13 protein-coding genes, 1 tRNA gene and 1 rRNA gene are annotated in these 16,146 nt (G+C 53.0%); 12 read left to right on the top strand and 3 right to left on the bottom strand.

Features of this window, described 5'->3' with window-relative positions; all coding sequences use genetic code 11:
* The 4 genes from tatB (at position 1) to hemB (ending at position 3,276) form a co-directional block, all read left to right on the top strand.
* A complete protein-coding gene (tatB, locus tag LOZ86_RS01825) occupies positions 1-591 on the top strand; it encodes a Sec-independent protein translocase protein TatB (protein ID WP_161546773.1) in 591 nt (196 codons plus the stop codon).
* 3 nt (positions 592-594) lie between these two features.
* Positions 595-1,347, top strand: coding sequence for a Sec-independent protein translocase subunit TatC (tatC, locus tag LOZ86_RS01830; RefSeq protein ID WP_039498460.1), 753 nt, complete (start codon positions 595-597; stop codon positions 1,345-1,347).
* A gap of 106 nt (positions 1,348-1,453) precedes the next feature.
* Entirely contained in the window at positions 1,454-2,236 is a 783-nt protein-coding gene (gene tatD, locus LOZ86_RS01835) for a 3'-5' ssDNA/RNA exonuclease TatD (protein WP_039482965.1), read from the top strand.
* Positions 2,237-2,253: 17 nt separating this feature from the next.
* Positions 2,254-3,276 carry a porphobilinogen synthase gene (hemB, locus tag LOZ86_RS01840; protein ID WP_230242791.1) on the top strand — a complete coding sequence of 341 codons (1,023 nt, stop codon included), beginning with the start codon at positions 2,254-2,256 and terminating at the stop codon, positions 3,274-3,276.
* A gap of 127 nt (positions 3,277-3,403) precedes the next feature.
* Here the strand turns inward: hemB and rfaH are convergent, their stop codons facing one another.
* A complete protein-coding gene (gene rfaH / locus LOZ86_RS01845; RefSeq protein ID WP_039482962.1) occupies positions 3,404-3,892 on the bottom strand; it encodes a transcription/translation regulatory transformer protein RfaH in 489 nt (162 codons plus the stop codon).
* A 200-nt stretch (positions 3,893-4,092) separates the two neighbouring features.
* On the opposite strand from rfaH, the gene ubiD reads away from it, so the two are divergent.
* Positions 4,093-5,589 carry a 4-hydroxy-3-polyprenylbenzoate decarboxylase gene (gene ubiD, locus LOZ86_RS01850; protein ID WP_039482959.1) on the top strand — a complete coding sequence of 499 codons (1,497 nt, stop codon included), beginning with the start codon at positions 4,093-4,095 and terminating at the stop codon, positions 5,587-5,589.
* Positions 5,590-5,641: 52 nt separating this feature from the next.
* Positions 5,642-6,343, top strand: a complete 702-nt coding sequence (fre, locus tag LOZ86_RS01855) for an NAD(P)H-flavin reductase (RefSeq protein ID WP_230242792.1) — start codon at positions 5,642-5,644, stop codon at positions 6,341-6,343.
* Between the two features lie 90 nt (positions 6,344-6,433).
* Here the strand turns inward: fre and fadA are convergent, their stop codons facing one another.
* Together fadA and fadB are read right to left on the bottom strand one after the other, a co-directional pair.
* Positions 6,434-7,597, bottom strand: coding sequence for an acetyl-CoA C-acyltransferase FadA (fadA, locus tag LOZ86_RS01860; RefSeq protein ID WP_039482958.1), 1,164 nt, complete (start codon positions 7,595-7,597; stop codon positions 6,434-6,436).
* An 11-nt stretch (positions 7,598-7,608) separates the two neighbouring features.
* Positions 7,609-9,798, bottom strand: coding sequence for a fatty acid oxidation complex subunit alpha FadB (gene fadB / locus LOZ86_RS01865; protein ID WP_230242793.1), 2,190 nt, complete (start codon positions 9,796-9,798; stop codon positions 7,609-7,611).
* Positions 9,799-9,983: 185 nt separating this feature from the next.
* On the opposite strand from fadB, the gene pepQ reads away from it, so the two are divergent.
* The 6 genes from pepQ to LOZ86_RS01895 all read left to right on the top strand — a co-directional run bounded on the left by pepQ (position 9,984) and on the right by LOZ86_RS01895 (position 16,129).
* Entirely contained in the window at positions 9,984-11,315 is a 1,332-nt protein-coding gene (gene pepQ / locus LOZ86_RS01870; protein ID WP_039482954.1) for a Xaa-Pro dipeptidase, read from the top strand.
* Positions 11,315-11,926: an IMPACT family protein gene (locus tag LOZ86_RS01875; RefSeq protein WP_230242794.1), complete on the top strand. Its 612-nt coding sequence runs from the start codon at positions 11,315-11,317 to the stop codon at positions 11,924-11,926. The genes pepQ and LOZ86_RS01875 overlap by 1 nt, the downstream gene beginning before the upstream one ends.
* Before the next feature lie 43 nt (positions 11,927-11,969).
* Positions 11,970-13,421, top strand: a complete 1,452-nt coding sequence (gene trkH, locus LOZ86_RS01880; RefSeq protein WP_230242795.1) for a Trk system potassium transporter TrkH — start codon at positions 11,970-11,972, stop codon at positions 13,419-13,421.
* A 21-nt stretch (positions 13,422-13,442) separates the two neighbouring features.
* The gene (gene hemG, locus LOZ86_RS01885) at positions 13,443-13,982 is read left to right on the top strand and encodes a menaquinone-dependent protoporphyrinogen IX dehydrogenase (RefSeq protein WP_039482948.1); all 540 of its coding nucleotides are present in this window, start codon (positions 13,443-13,445) and stop codon (positions 13,980-13,982) included.
* 394 nt (positions 13,983-14,376) lie between these two features.
* Positions 14,377-15,912, top strand: a 16S ribosomal RNA gene (locus tag LOZ86_RS01890).
* Between the two features lie 141 nt (positions 15,913-16,053).
* A tRNA-Glu gene (locus tag LOZ86_RS01895) sits at positions 16,054-16,129 on the top strand.
* Positions 16,130-16,146 lie beyond the last annotated feature (17 nt).

A 16,146-nucleotide genomic window follows, 5' to 3' on the forward strand; every position in this document is an offset into this window, starting at 1 on the left:
GTGTTCGATATCGGTTTTGGTGAATTGCTATTGGTGATGGTTCTCGGCCTGATTGTTCTCGGGCCTGAGCGTTTGCCTGTGGCAGTCAGAACGGTTGCAAGCTGGATCAGGACGCTGCGTTCGCTGGCGTCTACGGTTCAGAATGAACTGTCGCAGGAGCTGAAACTCCAGGAGTTTCAGGAAAGCCTGAAGAAAGTCGAAAAAGCCAGTTTGCAGAATTTGTCGCCTGAGTTGAAAGCCTCAATGGATGAACTCAAAGAAGCGGCGGAAGCGATGAAACGCGGCTATACCGAGACAGTGTCGCTGCAAAAGACAGAGCACCAAACGCCAGAGGGTCATAGCCCGACGGTGGAACCGCAGCACAGCACCCCGCTGAGCGATCCCGAAGCAGCCTACGATGGGGTGATTGAAGCGGAAACCGCAGTACGTCCGGCAGTCAGTCAGCCTAAACCTGAAAGCGCTGCTGTGGCTGAACATCACCATGATGATCGCAACGCCACGAGTGATAATGCTGTCAGCAGCAATAATGTCAAACCTGAGCAGTCCCAGTCTTCTGCTGTTTCTGCCCGCCAACCGAGCGATAGTCGTTAGTTTATGGCCGATGAAGAGACTCAACCGCTAATTAGCCACCTGATTGAGCTACGTAAGCGGCTACTGAACAGCATTATCTGTGTGCTGGCGGTATTTATTTCGCTGGTGTACTTTGCCAACGACATTTATCAACTGGTTTCCGCCCCGCTCATTGAGCAATTGCCTGCGGGTGCCAGCATGATCGCGACCGATGTCGCCTCACCTTTCTTTACACCGATAAAGCTGACGATGATTGTCTCAGTGTTTGTCGCTGCGCCGCTGGTGCTGTATCAGGTGTGGGCATTTGTCGCTCCAGCCCTGTATAAACACGAGCGTCGCTTAATGATGCCGTTGCTGGTATCCAGCAGTCTGCTGTTTTATATGGGCATGGCGTTCGCGTACTTCGTGGTGTTCCCGCTGGCGTTTGGCTTTTTTGCAAAAACCGCGCCTATTGGCGTGCTGATTGCGACGGACATCAACAACTACCTCGATTTTGTTATGGCGCTGTTCATGGCGTTCGGGATATCGTTTGAAGTGCCCGTTGCCATTGTACTGCTTTGTTGGAGTGGAGTGGTGACGCCAGAAGATCTGAAAAAAAAGCGCCCTTATATTTTGGTCGGCGCGTTCGTTGTTGGTATGTTGCTAACGCCGCCGGATGTTTTCTCGCAGACGCTGCTGGCGATTCCCATGTATCTGCTGTTTGAAATCGGCGTCTTCTTCTCGCGGTTTTATGTTGGCAAAGGCCGACGCGCTGAAACCGAAGAGCCATCGCAGTAACGCACGGTTTCCTGCGGTAGGACGGTAAAATGACCTCTCTTTGAGAGGTCTTATTTTTTTATTCGCCGGCGTGAAATCGGCGAACGGTCACGGGCAGGTGAGAGTCATGTTTGATATCGGTGTCAACCTAACCAGTTCTCAGTTTGAAAAAGACAGGGAGCAGGTTGTCATCCGGGCAAAGGAAGCGGGTGTCAGTGGCATCTTGATCACCGGAACAAACGCTCAGGAAAGCCATCAGGCCATGTTACTGGCGCAAGCCTACCCCGATTACTGTTGGTCAACGGCAGGTGTTCATCCGCATGATGCCAGCCAATGGAATGACGCTATCGCCGAACAGGTTCATCACATGGCAAGCGCCGACGGCGTGGTTGCCATCGGCGAATGCGGGCTGGATTTCAATCGTAACTTTTCGACGCCAGAAGAGCAGGAACGGGCATTCAGTGCGCAGTTAGCGATAGCGGCCGAACTGTCCATGCCGGTTTTCCTTCACAGTCGTGATGCCCATTCCCGCTTTATCTCTCTGCTGACGCCGTGGTTGGGTCAGTTACCTGCCGCCATCGTTCACTGTTTTACCGGCAATCGTCATGAGTTGGATGAGTGTCTGGCTGCGGGGCTGATGGTTGGCATTACCGGCTGGGTTTGCGATGAGCGTCGCGGGCTTGAGCTGCGCGCCTTACTGCCGCATATTCCTGCCGATCGGCTGTTGGTGGAAACCGACGCACCTTATCTGTTACCGCGGGATTTACGCCCTAAACCGGCCTCCCGCCGTAACGAACCCTGTTATCTGCCTCATATTATTCGCCAGATTGCGGAGTGGCGTGGAGAAGATGCCACATGGTTGGGACAGACAACAGATGAAAATGCCCGCCGGGTTTTCCGGCTGGCCTGATTCAGGAGAATAATGACATGAGCACTGCTTTTCCCGGCACTTTCCCCGGCCGACGTATGCGTCGCATTCGCCGCCATGATTTCAGCCGTCGCCTTGTTGCTGAAAATCAACTGACGGTGAATGATTTGATTTATCCCGTTTTCGTGATGGAAGGGACAAATCATCGTCAGGAAGTTCCCTCAATGCCGGGGGTATACCGGATGACTATCGACGTGCTTCTGAAAGAAGCCGAAGAGATCGCTAAGCTCGGCGTTCCGGTGCTGTCGCTGTTCCCCGTTATTGAAGCGGATAAGAAATCGTTATATGCCGAAGAAGCCTATAACCCGGATGGTCTGGTTCCTCGCACGATCCGCGCGTTGAAAGACGCCGTCCCAGAGCTGGGTTTGCTGACGGATGTGGCGCTCGATCCCTATACCACGCACGGGCAGGACGGGATTATCGATGCGGATGGTTATGTGATTAACGACGTCACCAAGGAGATTTTGGTGCGTCAGGCGCTGTCCCACGCTGAAGCTGGAGCCGAAATTATTGCGCCTAGCGACATGATGGACGGTCGCATCGGCGCTATTCGCGACACCCTTGAAGCACAAAACCTGATCAATACCCAGATCATGGCGTACTCAGCTAAGTATGCATCGTGCTATTACGGGCCTTTCCGTGACGCTGTGGGCTCAGCGGGTAACCTGAAAGGTGGCAACAAGAAAACCTACCAGATGGATCCGGCCAACAGCGATGAAGCCTTGCAAGAAATTGCGCAGGATTTGCAGGAAGGGGCGGATATGGTGATGGTCAAACCGGGGATGCCTTATCTGGACGTAGTGCGTCGCGTCAAAGACACCTTTGGCGTGCCGACGTTTGCTTATCAGGTATCTGGTGAGTACGCGATGCACATGGCGGCGATTCAGAATGGCTGGTTGCAAGAACAGCCAGTAGTGATGGAGTCTCTGCTGTGCTTTAAACGCGCAGGTGCCGAGGGGGTGCTGACCTATTTTGCCAAACGTGTCGCACAGTGGCTGCACGATCAGCATATGCAACGCTAAGCTTGTTCTCATCCGGCGCGGGATAAACGCGCCGGGTAGGGCAAACAGACAAGGAACGTCGGACTACGTTTTTCGAAGGACTATTTTTTCAAAGTGCTATGTTTTCAAAAGACTATCTTTCAAAGGGCTAGGCTTTGCGAAACTCGCGGTTATCGATGCTCTGTCTGACCTGCTTGTTCAACATATTCAGCAATAGCATCGAGCGGGCTTCGCCGTCAGGTTCGGTATAGATAGCCTGAAGACCAGAGAAAATACCGTCGGTAATGACCACGCTATCGCCGGGCTGCGGAGTCAGTGGGTCAATGATTCCCTGAATAGGGCGAAGTGATAATTCATCGATAACCTGCTGCGGAATGGTCGCAGGCAGTGCACCGAATCGCACAAAGTTGCTCACCCCACGCGTTGCGCTGATGGTGGTGGTGTGGATGCGTTCGGGGTCGAACTCCACAAACAGGTAGTTCGGGAACAGCGGTTCACATACTTCCGTTCGTTTACCACGAACGATCTTATCCAGCGTGATTATCGGGCTCACGCAGGTGACATCCTGACGTTCCAGATGCTCTTTCGCTCGCAGCAGTTGACCACGTTTACAATAGAGTAAGTACCAAGCTTCCATAATTTCGCAGACTTATGATTCCGACGAGCAAGCATAACAAAAGCGAGCACGGATAAAAAATTTTCGGCAGATATTTTTGTTACCACATTTTGGCGATCGGATTCTTGATAGTGAGCAGATTCTTACCATAAATAGGCGCTGCGGGAAGCGACAGGTTGGCGAAGAGACTTTATAATAGCCAGAACGATAGACTGCCCCCGATGAATAGCATGAAATACCGTGACTTACGCGAATTCCTCTCACTGCTGGAAGAGAGAGGGGAGTTAAAACGCATTACCCAGCCCATCGATCCCTACCTTGAAATGACGGAAATTGCCGACCGAACGCTGCGTGCGGAAGGTCCTGCGCTCCTGTTTGAAAATCCCAAAGGCTATGACATGCCGGTGCTGTGCAATTTATTTGGCACGCCGAAACGTGTTGCATTGGGAATGGGGCAGGAAGACGTCAGCGCATTGCGCGAGGTGGGCAAGCTGCTGGCGTTTCTGAAAGAACCGGAGCCGCCCAAAGGGTTCCGCGATCTGGTGGATAAAATGCCGAAGTTCCGTCAGGTATTGAATATGCCGACGAAGCGTCTGTCTTCTGCGCCGTGTCAGGAACAGATTTGGCAGGGGGATGACGTTGACCTGCGCCGGATTCCAGTGATGCAGTGCTGGCCGGAAGATGCCGCACCGCTGATTACCTGGGGGCTCACTGTGACGCGCGGGCCGCATAAAGAACGGCAGAATCTGGGGATCTATCGCCAGCAGGTGCTGGGAAAAAACAAATTGATCATGCGCTGGCTATCTCATCGCGGCGGCGCACTGGATTTTCAGGAGTGGTGTCAGGAAAATCCCGGTCAGCGTTTTCCGGTGTCTGTCGCACTGGGCGCTGACCCTGCGACGATCCTCGGTGCGGTGACGCCTGTCCCTGATACGCTATCGGAATATGCTTTTGCGGGTTTGCTGCGCGGCCATAAGACCGAGGTGGTGAAGTGTCTGTCGAACGATTTGGAAGTGCCCGCCAGTGCGGAAATTGTTCTGGAAGGCTATATTGAACCGGGAGAAATGGCAGCAGAAGGCCCTTACGGCGACCATACCGGCTATTACAATGAAGTCGATCACTTCCCAGTCTTTACCGTCACGCATATTACTCAGCGCCAGAATGCTATTTATCACTCGACTTACACCGGCCGGCCACCGGACGAACCTGCTGTTTTGGGGGTGGCGTTGAACGAAGTTTTCGTGCCGATCCTGCAAAAGCAGTTTCCTGAGATTGTTGATTTTTATTTGCCACCGGAGGGTTGCTCTTACCGTCTGGCGGTCGTTACCATGAAGAAACAGTACCCTGGCCATGCTAAACGCGTCATGATGGGCGTTTGGTCTTTTTTACGCCAGTTCATGTATACGAAATTTGTCATTGTCTGCGATGATGACGTCAATGCGCGTGACTGGAACGACGTCATATGGGCGATCACGACGCGTATGGATCCGGCGCGCGATACGGTATTAGTAGAAAATACGCCGATAGATTACCTTGATTTTGCCTCGCCGATTTCTGGTCTGGGCTCCAAAATGGGTCTGGACGCCACCAATAAATGGTCTGGCGAGACGCAGCGCGAGTGGGGTCGCCCCATCAAGAAGGATCCACAGGTTTGTGCCCGCATTGATGAAATATGGGATGAACTGGCCATTTTTAGTGACAGAGAGCCTCGGCGTTAAGGGCTGCTGCTCTGTTCTCAGTTTTGCTTTTATGACCCTATAGAGGGAATGCATGACAACATTGAGCTGTAAAGTGACTTCGGTCGAAGCCATAACCGATACGGTTTATCGCGTTCGTTTGTTACCTGAAGCGCCGTTTTCCTTTCGGGCTGGCCAGTATTTGATGGTAGTGATTGGCGATCGAGATAAACGTCCTTTTTCACTGGCATCGACCCCGATGGATAAAAACTTTATTGAATTGCACATTGGGGCGTCCGAACTGAATCTTTACGCGATGGCTGTGATGGAACGCATTCACAAGGAAAAAACCCTGACGGTCGATATCCCGCATGGCGAAGCCTGGCTGCGAGAAGAGAGTACGCGTCCGCTGGTGTTGATTGCGGGTGGAACCGGATTTTCGTATGTGCGTTCTATCCTGCTGACCGCGCTGTCGCAGCAACCCGAGCGCGATATCGCTATTTACTGGGGTGGGCGTGAATCCCAGCATTTGTATGACTTACCCGAGCTTGAAGGCTTTGCGGCTAAGCACCCCAATCTGCGGGTGGTGCCAGTCGTCGAACAGCCAGAAGAGGGAGGGGATGGCAGAACGGGCACCGTTCTGAGCGCGGTATTGCAGGACTACGGCTCACTGGCAGAGCAGGATATCTATATTGCTGGTCGCTTTGAAATGGCAAAAATTGCCCGTGAACGTTTTTGTAACGAGCGCGGTGCGCTGGCAGCCAATATGTTCAGCGACGCATTTTCGTTTATTTAAAGCAGTTAAGGCATAAGCAAGTAAAAATAAAAATCCCACGGCTGTGGGATTTTTGGTTTCTAGCCGTTCTCTGACAGAGCTTTCCTGTGTTTAGACTCGCTCAAACACGGTCGCAATACCTTGTCCCAGCCCGATGCACATCGTCGCCACGCCAAACTGAGCATCGCGACTTTCCATCAGATTAATCAACGTGGTAGAGATGCGTGCGCCCGAGCAGCCGAGCGGGTGACCCAGCGCAATCGCGCCGCCATTGAGATTGACCTTTTCATCGAGCTGTTCCAATAGACCCAGATCTTTAATACAGGGTAGCGTCTGGGCGGCGAATGCTTCATTCAGTTCAAAGAGGCCGATATCAGCCAGACTGAGTCCTGCCCGTTTCAACGCCAGTTTGGTTGCTGGGACGGGGCCGTAACCCATAATCGAAGGATCGCAGCCAACCACGGCCATCGCCCGGATGCGTGCCCGTACGGGTAAGCCTAACGATGCCGCGCGGGATTCACTCATGATCAACATGGCTGCTGCGCCATCGGACAGCGCCGAGGATGACGCGGCTGTCACCGTGCCGTTAACCGGATCGAATGCTGGTTTGAGCGCGGCAAGGCTATCGACGGTGGTGTCTGGGCGAATGACTTCATCATAATCGAAACGTTGCAGCGCGCCGTCTGCGTCATGCCCCGCCGTAGGGACAATTTCATGACGGAATGCTCCTGACTGGGTGGCGCGGTGGGCGCGCTGGTGTGAACGCGCGGCGAACTGATCCTGCATCTCACGACCAATATTGTGCATACGTGCCAGCATCTCAGCCGTCAATCCCATCATACCCGCGGCCTTAGCCGTGGTGCGGCTCAGTCCCGGATGAAAATCGACGCCATGATTCATCGGCACATGTCCCATATGCTCAACGCCGCCAATTAAGCAGACATTGGCGTCGCCAACCATAATGGCACGGGCGGCATCGTGGAGCGCCTGCATGGAGGAGCCGCACAGCCGGTTAACCGTGGTGGCGGGGACACTCACCGGAATTTCTGCCAGCAAAGCAGCATTACGGGCGACGTTGAAGCCTTGCTCCAGCGTCTGTTGCACACATCCCCAATAGATATCGTCGATCTCACGGGCATCCAGCGCCGCGTTACGGCTCAACAGGCTACGCATCAGGTGTGCGGACAGATCTTCGGCTCTCACCTGGCGGAAGGCACCGCCTTTGGAGCGTCCCATCGGCGTACGTACGGCATCAACAATCACTACCTTTTCCATATTTCCTGCCCTCATGCCGGTTGACCGTAAGAAACGTCCGCGTGTGGCGCGACCGAGGGGTAATAGCCTTCATTACTTTTGGCTTTTTGCTGCAAGCCGTCAGGCACCTGATAGATTGCACCGAGGTGCGCCAACTGTTGCGCCATCTCGACGTAGTGTTCGCTGCCTAGTGTATCCAGATAGCGGCAAGCTCCGCCGTGGAAGGGAGGGAAACCTAACCCATACACCAGCGCCATGTCCGCTTCGGCGGGGCTAGCGACGATACCTTCTTCCAGACAGCGCGCGACTTCATTAATCATCGGGATCATCATGCGAGCGATAATCTCTTCTGCGCTGAACGCTTTTTTCGGCTGACTGATGTCCTTAAGCAGTGTTTCGACAGCCTCATCCTGTTCTTTACGCAGCTTCCCCTTGCTATCCGTTTGATAACGGTAGAAGCCGTGACCATTCTTCTGCCCGAAGCGCTGGTGTTCAAACAGCGCATCAATCGCATCGCGATAGTCTTTCGCCATGCGTTGTGGGAAGCCTTCAGCCATCACGGCCTGAGCGTGGTGAGCGGTATCAATACCGACAACGTCCAGCAGATAGGCTGGGCCCATCGGCCAACCGAATTTTTTCTCCATGACGCTATCAATATCGCGGAAATCGGCACCGTCTCTGAGCAATAAGCTGAACGCCGCAAAATAGGGGAACAGCACCCGATTCACGAAGAATCCGGGGCAGTCGTTCACGACAATCGGCGTTTTGCCCAACTTGCTGGCGTAAGCCACCACGCTGGCGATAGTGCTGTCGCTGGTTTGAGGGCCGCGAATAATTTCGACCAGCGGCATGCGGTGTACCGGGTTAAAGAAGTGCATGCCGCAGAAATTTTGCGGCCGTTTTAGCGATGCAGCCAGTAAAGCAATCGGGATCGTTGAGGTGTTCGACGCCAGAATCGTATTCTCGCTCACGTGCGATTCGGTTTCTGCCAACACGCTGGCTTTGATTTTCGGGTTCTCAACCACGGCCTCAACGACGATGTCGGTGCGCTCGAACCCGGCGTAATCCAGCGTTGGCTGAATACTCGCCAGAATCGTCGCCATTTTCATTCCGTCCAACTTGCCGCGTTCCATTTGTTTATTCAGGAGCTTGGCTGCTTCATTCATCCCCAGCGCGAGCGGCTTCTCGTTGATATCCTTCATCCGAATCGGCACGCCTTTGAACGCGGACTGATAGGCAATGCCGCCGCCCATAATGCCTGCCCCTAGCACGGCGGCCTGCTTCGGTACGGATGTCTCGCCAATCAGCTTTTTCGCTTTGCCTTTAACATATTGATCGTTGAGGAAAATGCCGACGAGTGCGCGAGCTTCATTTGAACGTGCCAGTTGAACGAAGTGCTGCGTCTCAAGCTGCAATGCGTCGTCCCGCGTCATGGTGGCGGCTGCTTCAATGGTTTTTACCGCTAGCATCGGTGCCGGATAGTGTTTGCCCGCCGTTTGTAGCACCATCGCTTTGGCGGTGGTAAAGCTCATCATGGCTTCGATCTTATTGAGCTTCAGCGGTTCAAGCTTCGGACGTCGGTAAGCCTGCCAGTCCAGTGAGCCGTTAATCGCCTGTTTCAACATCTTGATGGCTGCGGGAACCAGCTTGTCATTGGTCACCACGGCCTGCACCAGCCCCACTTTTAAGGCATCGGCTGCGCCGATGTCTTTGCCTGCGGCGATAATCTCCAGCGCGCTGTCCGCGCCCAGCAGGCGTGGTAGCCTGACCGTGCCGCCAAATCCCGGCATGATCCCCAGTTTGGTCTCAGGCAGCCCGATGCGTGCATCCGTCGTTGCCAGCCGAAAATCGGTTGCCAACACGCATTCACACCCGCCGCCCAACGCATAGCTATTAATCGCGGACAGCGTGGGAACGGGCAAGTCCTCAAGACGGCTGAAAATTCGGTTGGCGAAGACAAGCCATTCATGCAGCTTTTCAGCTGGTGCGGCAAAAAGAGAAAGGAATTCTGTGATATCGGCACCGACAATAAATGCCGGTTTATCAGAACGTAGCAGTAAGCCCTTCAGGTTCGGCTGTTCCGCCAGAACGTCCAGCGCCTTACCCAGGCTGGCAACCGTGCGGGTATCTAGCTTGTTTACGGAGCCAGGGGCAGAAAATACCAGCTCGGCAATGCCGTCCTCAAGCCAGTTAAGGTAGAGGGATTCACCTTGATAAAGCATGTTTATCTCCGCTGTTTGTGTGAGTGATCTGGTATGACCAGATAATCGAATTGTGGTTTTAATGTTAACGTTTTGCAAACGAGAGATTAATTTTTTGCCGAATCGATCACAAAGCACCGGACGCTGCCCTTGGGGAATGCCTGTGTTAAAATGGAGAGATCATGTTGTGACGTACAAGGATACTCATGGAAAAGCTGGCTTCTTTATATCATCACCATCTGGCTACGCTGCAAGCGCGTGCTCAGGCGGTTTTAGCGCGCCATCAGCTTGACGCATTACTGATTCACTCTGGTGAGCTGTTGACCGTTTTTCTGGACGATCACGACTATCCTTTTAAAGTTAACCCGCAATTTAAAGCTTGGGTGCCCGTCACGCAGGTGCCGAACTGCTGGCTCTGGGTTGATGGCATTAATCCGCCGAAGCTGTGGTTCTACTCACCGGTGGATTACTGGCATAACGTTGCACCCGTCCCCGAGAGTTTTTGGACTGAAGACATCGATATTACCGTGCTACGGAATGCGGATGATATTGGACAACTGCTTCCCTCGCAGCGCGAGCGTGTTGCCTATATCGGCTACGCCCCGCAGCGTGCGCAGGATTTGGGGATTCGTGCAGACAATATTAACCCTCAGGGCGTGCTGGATTATCTGCACTACCATCGGGCTTATAAAACGGATTACGAGCTGGCCTGCATGCGTGAAGCGCAGAAGACCGCCGTTATCGGTCACCGAGCGGCGCATGAAGCGTTCCTGTCCGGGATGAGCGAATTCGATATTAACCTGGCGTATCTGACGGCCACCGGTCATCGGGATATCGATGTTCCTTACGGGAATATCATTGCGCTAAATGAGCACGCCGCGGTGTTGCACTATACCCAGCTCGATCATCAGGTGCCTTCCGATGTCCGCAGCTTCCTGATTGATGCGGGTGCCGAATATAACGGCTATGCCGCCGATCTGACGCGTACCTATTCCGCGCAGAGCGATGGCGCGTTTGCCTCGCTGATTAAAGATCTCAATCAGGAAATGCTTTCGTTGATTGATACCGTTCAGGCGGGAGTGCGTTATACCGATTACCACCTTCAGATGCATCAGCGGATTGCGAAGCTGCTGAAATCACATCAGCTGGTGCGGGACATCAGCGAAGAGGCCATGGTGGAGCAGGGGATGACATCGCCTTTCCTGCCGCACGGCCTTGGCCACCCGCTGGGCTTGCAGGTGCATGATGTCGCCGGATTTATGCAAGACGATCGCGGCACACATCTGGCGGCACCGTCGCAGCATCCTTATCTGCGTTGTACCCGCGTGCTTGAACCCGGCATGGTCATGACGATCGAACCGGGCATCTATTTCATCGAATCCTTGCTTGCTCCGTGGCGTGAGGGAGAATTGAGTCAGCACTTTGACTGGCAAAAAATCGATGCGTTGAAACCGTTTGGCGGTATCCGTATCGAGGATAATATTGTCATTCATGAAGGGCGCGTGGAGAACATGACGCGCGACCTGAATCTGGCCTGATGCAAGCGTATCCCATTCCTGCTGCGCCAGTGAGCTTCAGCGAGGAAATCAAGAAAAGCCGCTTTACGACGATCCTGGCGGCAACGCCGGGAATCGATGCGGCAAAAGCGTTTATCCAGCACGTCAGGGAGGAGCATGCTTCGGCGGGTCACCACTGCTGGGCGTTTGTTGCGGGCGCGCCTGATGATTCCCAGCAGCTTGGCTTTTCTGACGATGGCGAGCCTTCCGGCACGGCGGGTAAGCCGATGCTGTCGCAGCTGAGGGGAAGTGGTATCGGTGAGATTACGGCCGTGGTCGTACGCTACTACGGCGGAATCCCACTGGGCACGGGTGGGTTAGTGAAGGCGTATGGCGGTGGCGTTCAGCAAGCGTTGAAGCTGCTATCGCTGCAAGAGAAAGTATTGCAAAAAGAGTATGGCTTACAATGTGACTATGCACTGTTGCCCCAGGTGGAATCATTGATCTTCCAGCTTGGTGGAAAAGTTCTGCATAGCGAGTATGGCGTGGAAGTCGTATTGCGCTTCTCTATCCCCGTTAGGGGAACCGAGGAGGCGGCAATGAAATTGCGTGATTTAAGCCGCGGCGCGTTGCATTTATTGCCGATTCCATAATAATCCCAGCGCTTTTTATGAATCATTAAGGAAATTCCCTGCGATGCACTTGCGCGCCATAACTCGTATTGTCGGCCAGTTGGTTATCCTGTTTTCGGGGACGATGGTTATTCCTGGGCTGGTGGCGTTAATTTATCGCGATGGCGCAGGCCGGGCGTTTACGCAGACATTTATTGTCGCGCTGGCGATTGGCATCATGCTGTGGTTACCAAACCGTAAACAGAAGCATGAACTGAAATCTCGTGAAGGTTTCCTGATCGTTGTCCTCTTCTGGACGGTGCTGGGAAGCGTCGGTGCGCTGCCTTTCCTATTTGCGGAACATCCTAATCTGGGCGTAACGGATGCTTTTTTCGAATCGTTCTCTGGGTTAACGACGACGGGTGCGACTACGTTGGTCGGGCTGGATTCACTGCCTAAAGCCATCTTGTTTTATCGACAAATGCTGCAATGGTTTGGTGGGAGGGGGATCATCGTACTCGCCGTTGCCATCCTGCCGATTCTTGGTGTCGGTGGGATGCAGCTTTATCGCGCGGAGATGCCGGGGCCGCTGAAGGAAAACAAAATGCGCCCGCGTATTGCCGATACGGCAAAAACGCTGTGGCTGATTTATCTCTTACTGACGATTGCCTGTGCCGTCGCGCTTTGGCTGGCTGGCATGCCGATATTCGATGCGATTGGTCACAGCTTCTCTACGGTGTCCGTCGGAGGGTTCTCTACCCACGACGCCAGTATCGGCTACTTCAACAGCCCAACAATCAACACCATCATCGCGATATTCCTGCTGATTTCCGGCTGTAACTTTGGTTTGCACTTTGCCCTGCTGAGCGGCCGCAGCCTGAAGGTATACTGGCGTGACTCGGAATTCCGCATGTTCATCTTTGTTCAGTTGTCGCTGGTGGCTGTGTGTACGATTGTCCTGTGGTTCCACCACGTTTATGACAGCGGAATGCAGACGATCAATCAGGCGTTCTTCCAGGTTGTCTCTATGGCGACAACGGCAGGGTTTACCACGGATAGCATTGCATCGTGGCCGCTTTTCCTGCCGGTTTTGCTTCTGTGCTCTGCATTTATTGGCGGTTGTGCGGGCTCAACCGGGGGTGGCTTGAAAGTGATTCGTATCCTGCTGCTTTTTCTACAAGGATCACGTGAGCTTAAGCGTCTAGTGCATCCGAATGCGGTTTATACGATTAAGCTAGGTCATCGGGCGTTGCCAGAACGCATCCTAGAAGCCGTGTGGGGATTCTTTTCCGCATATGCGCTGGTTTTTATTGTCAGCATGCTGGCCGTCATTGCGACAGGTGTTGATGATTTCTCTGCGTTTGCTGCGGTTGCGGCCACATTGAATAACCTGGGGCCAGGGCTGGGCGTCGTCGCTGAGAATTTTACGTCGATGAATGATACGGCGAAATGGATTCTGATACTGACGATGTTGTTTGGTCGTTTGGAAGTCTTCACGCTTTTAGTGCTGTTTACGCCAACCTTCTGGCGGGAATAGTCCCAATAAGGATAAAGAACAATGAAAGCTTTGATCGTGTTTTCGAGTCGGGATGGGCAAACAAGAGCGATTGCCTCCTATATTGCAAATACGCTGAAGGGAACCCTGGAGTGTGATGTTGTTAACGTACTCAATGCGAATGATATCGATCTGAGCCAATACGATCGGGTTGCGATTGGGGCATCGATTCGATATGGGCGCTTTCATCCGGCGGTAAATCAATTTATCCGTAAGCATCTGACTTCTCTACAGCAGCTACCCAGCGCATTCTTCTCCGTGAATCTCACCGCACGTAAACCAGAAAAGCGCACAATACAAACCAATGCCTATACGCGTAAGTTCCTGCTGAATTCCCCTTGGCAGCCAGATTTGTGCTGTGTGTTCGCTGGTGCCCTACGTTATCCACGTTACCGCTGGTTTGATCGGGTAATGATTCAACTTATTATGCGTATAACGGGTGGGGAAACGGATAGCACTAAAGAAATTGAATACACTGACTGGCAGCAGGTTGCCCGTTTTGCTCAGGATTTCGCCCAATTAGCGGCGAAAAATCCGGCATAACGGCGTCTTTTAATTCGCTTTGCTGAAAAAAAAATCACTCGGTAACTTTTTTGCATTTAGCGCTTGTCAGCGCCCGAGAAGTCCCTATAATGCGCATCCACTGACACGGCAACAGCGACACGCGGTTGTGGTGACAGCAAAAAGATTCAACGAAGGCAATCGGTAATGACTTGACTTCACAGCGGAAAAGCATAGTATATGCACCCCGCGCCACCGATGAAGTGGCACTGCTCTTTAACAATTTAATCAGACAATCTGTGTGGGCACTCACAAGACCGTATCTTAACGATATAAAAAGTCTTGAAGAGTGAACAACAGTAAAATTCATTACGAATGAACAGTTACTAATTCTTTGAGCATCGCTTCTCGAGTAGAAGCAAATCAAACAAATCTTAAATTGAAGAGTTTGATCATGGCTCAGATTGAACGCTGGCGGCAGGCCTAACACATGCAAGTCGAGCGGTAGCACAGGAGAGCTTGCTCTCTGGGTGACGAGCGGCGGACGGGTGAGTAATGTCTGGGAAACTGCCTGATGGAGGGGGATAACTACTGGAAACGGTAGCTAATACCGCATAACCTCGCAAGAGCAAAGAGGGGGACCTTCGCCTCTCGCCATCAGATGTGCCCAGATGGGATTAGCTAGTAGGTGAGGTAATGGCTCACCTAGGCGACGATCCCTAGCTGGTCTGAGAGGATGACCAGCCACACTGGAACTGAGACACGGTCCAGACTCCTACGGGAGGCAGCAGTGGGGAATATTGCACAATGGGCGCAAGCCTGATGCAGCCATGCCGCGTGTGTGAAGAAGGCCTTCGGGTTGTAAAGCACTTTCAGCGGGGAGGAAGGCGGTAAGGTTAATAACCTTATCGATTGACGTTACCCAGAAGAAGCACCGGCTAACTCCGTGCCAGCAGCCGCGGTAATACGGAGGGTGCAAGCGTTAATCGGAATGACTGGGCGTAAAGCGCACGCAGGCGGTCTGTTAAGTTGGATGTGAAATCCCCGGGCTTAACCTGGGAACTGCATTCAAAACTGACAGGCTAGAGTCTTGTAGAGGGGGTAGAATTCCAGTGTAGCGGTGAAATGCGTAGAGATCTGGAGGAATACCGGTGGCGAAGGCGGCCACTGGACAAAGACTGACGCTCAGGTGCGAAAGCGTGGGGAGCAAACAGGATTAGATACCTGGTAGTCCACGCTGTAAACGATGTCGACTTGGAGGTTGTGCCCTTGAGGCGTGGCTTCCGGAGCTAACGCGTTAAGTCGACCGCCTAGGGAGTACGGCCGCAAGGTTAAAACTCAAATGAATTGACGGGGCCCGCACAAGCGGTGGAGCATGTGGTTTAATTCGATGCAACGCGAAGAACCTTACCTACTCTTGACATCCAGAGAATTTGCTAGAGATAGCTTAGTGCCTTCGGGAACTCTGAGACAGGTGCTGCATGGCTGTCGTCAGCTCGTGTTGTGAAATGTTGGGTTAAGTCCCGCAACGAGCGCAACCCTTATCCTTTGTTGCCAGCGATTCGGTCGGGAACTCAAAGGAGACTGCCGGTGATAAACCGGAGGAAGGTGGGGATGACGTCAAGTCATCATGGCCTTTACGAGTAGGGCTACACACGTGCTACAATGGCGTATACAAAGAGAAGCGACCTCGCGAGAGTAAGCGGGCCTCATAAAGTACGTCGTAGTCCGGATTGGAGTCTGCAACTCGACTCCATGAAGTCGGAATCGCTAGTAATCGTAGATCAGAATGCTACGGTGAATACGTTCCCGGCCTTGTACACACACACCGCCCGTCACACCATGGGAGTGGGTTGCAAAAGAAGTAGGTAGCTTAACCTTCGGGAGGGCGCTTACCACTTTGTGATTCATGACTGGGGTGAAGTCGTAACAAGGTAACCGTAGGGGAACCTGCGGTTGGATCACCTCCTTACCAAAAAAGATGTGTGTTAAGTGAAGTGCTCACACAGATTGTCTGATGAAAATACTGAGCAAGCGCACCTGTTGATGTCATGAGTGTAGACTCATACTGACGCGAAAGTGCCGGGTTTATGATCCGGTACGGATTTTTCGTGTCCCCATCGTCTAGAGGCCTAGGACACTGCCCTTTCACGGCTGTAACAGGGGTTCGAATCCCCTTGGGGACGCCAATCCGATAATGAGTGAA

The organism is Pectobacterium parvum (assembly GCF_020971565.1).
GTDB lineage: Bacteria > Pseudomonadota > Gammaproteobacteria > Enterobacterales > Enterobacteriaceae > Pectobacterium > Pectobacterium polare.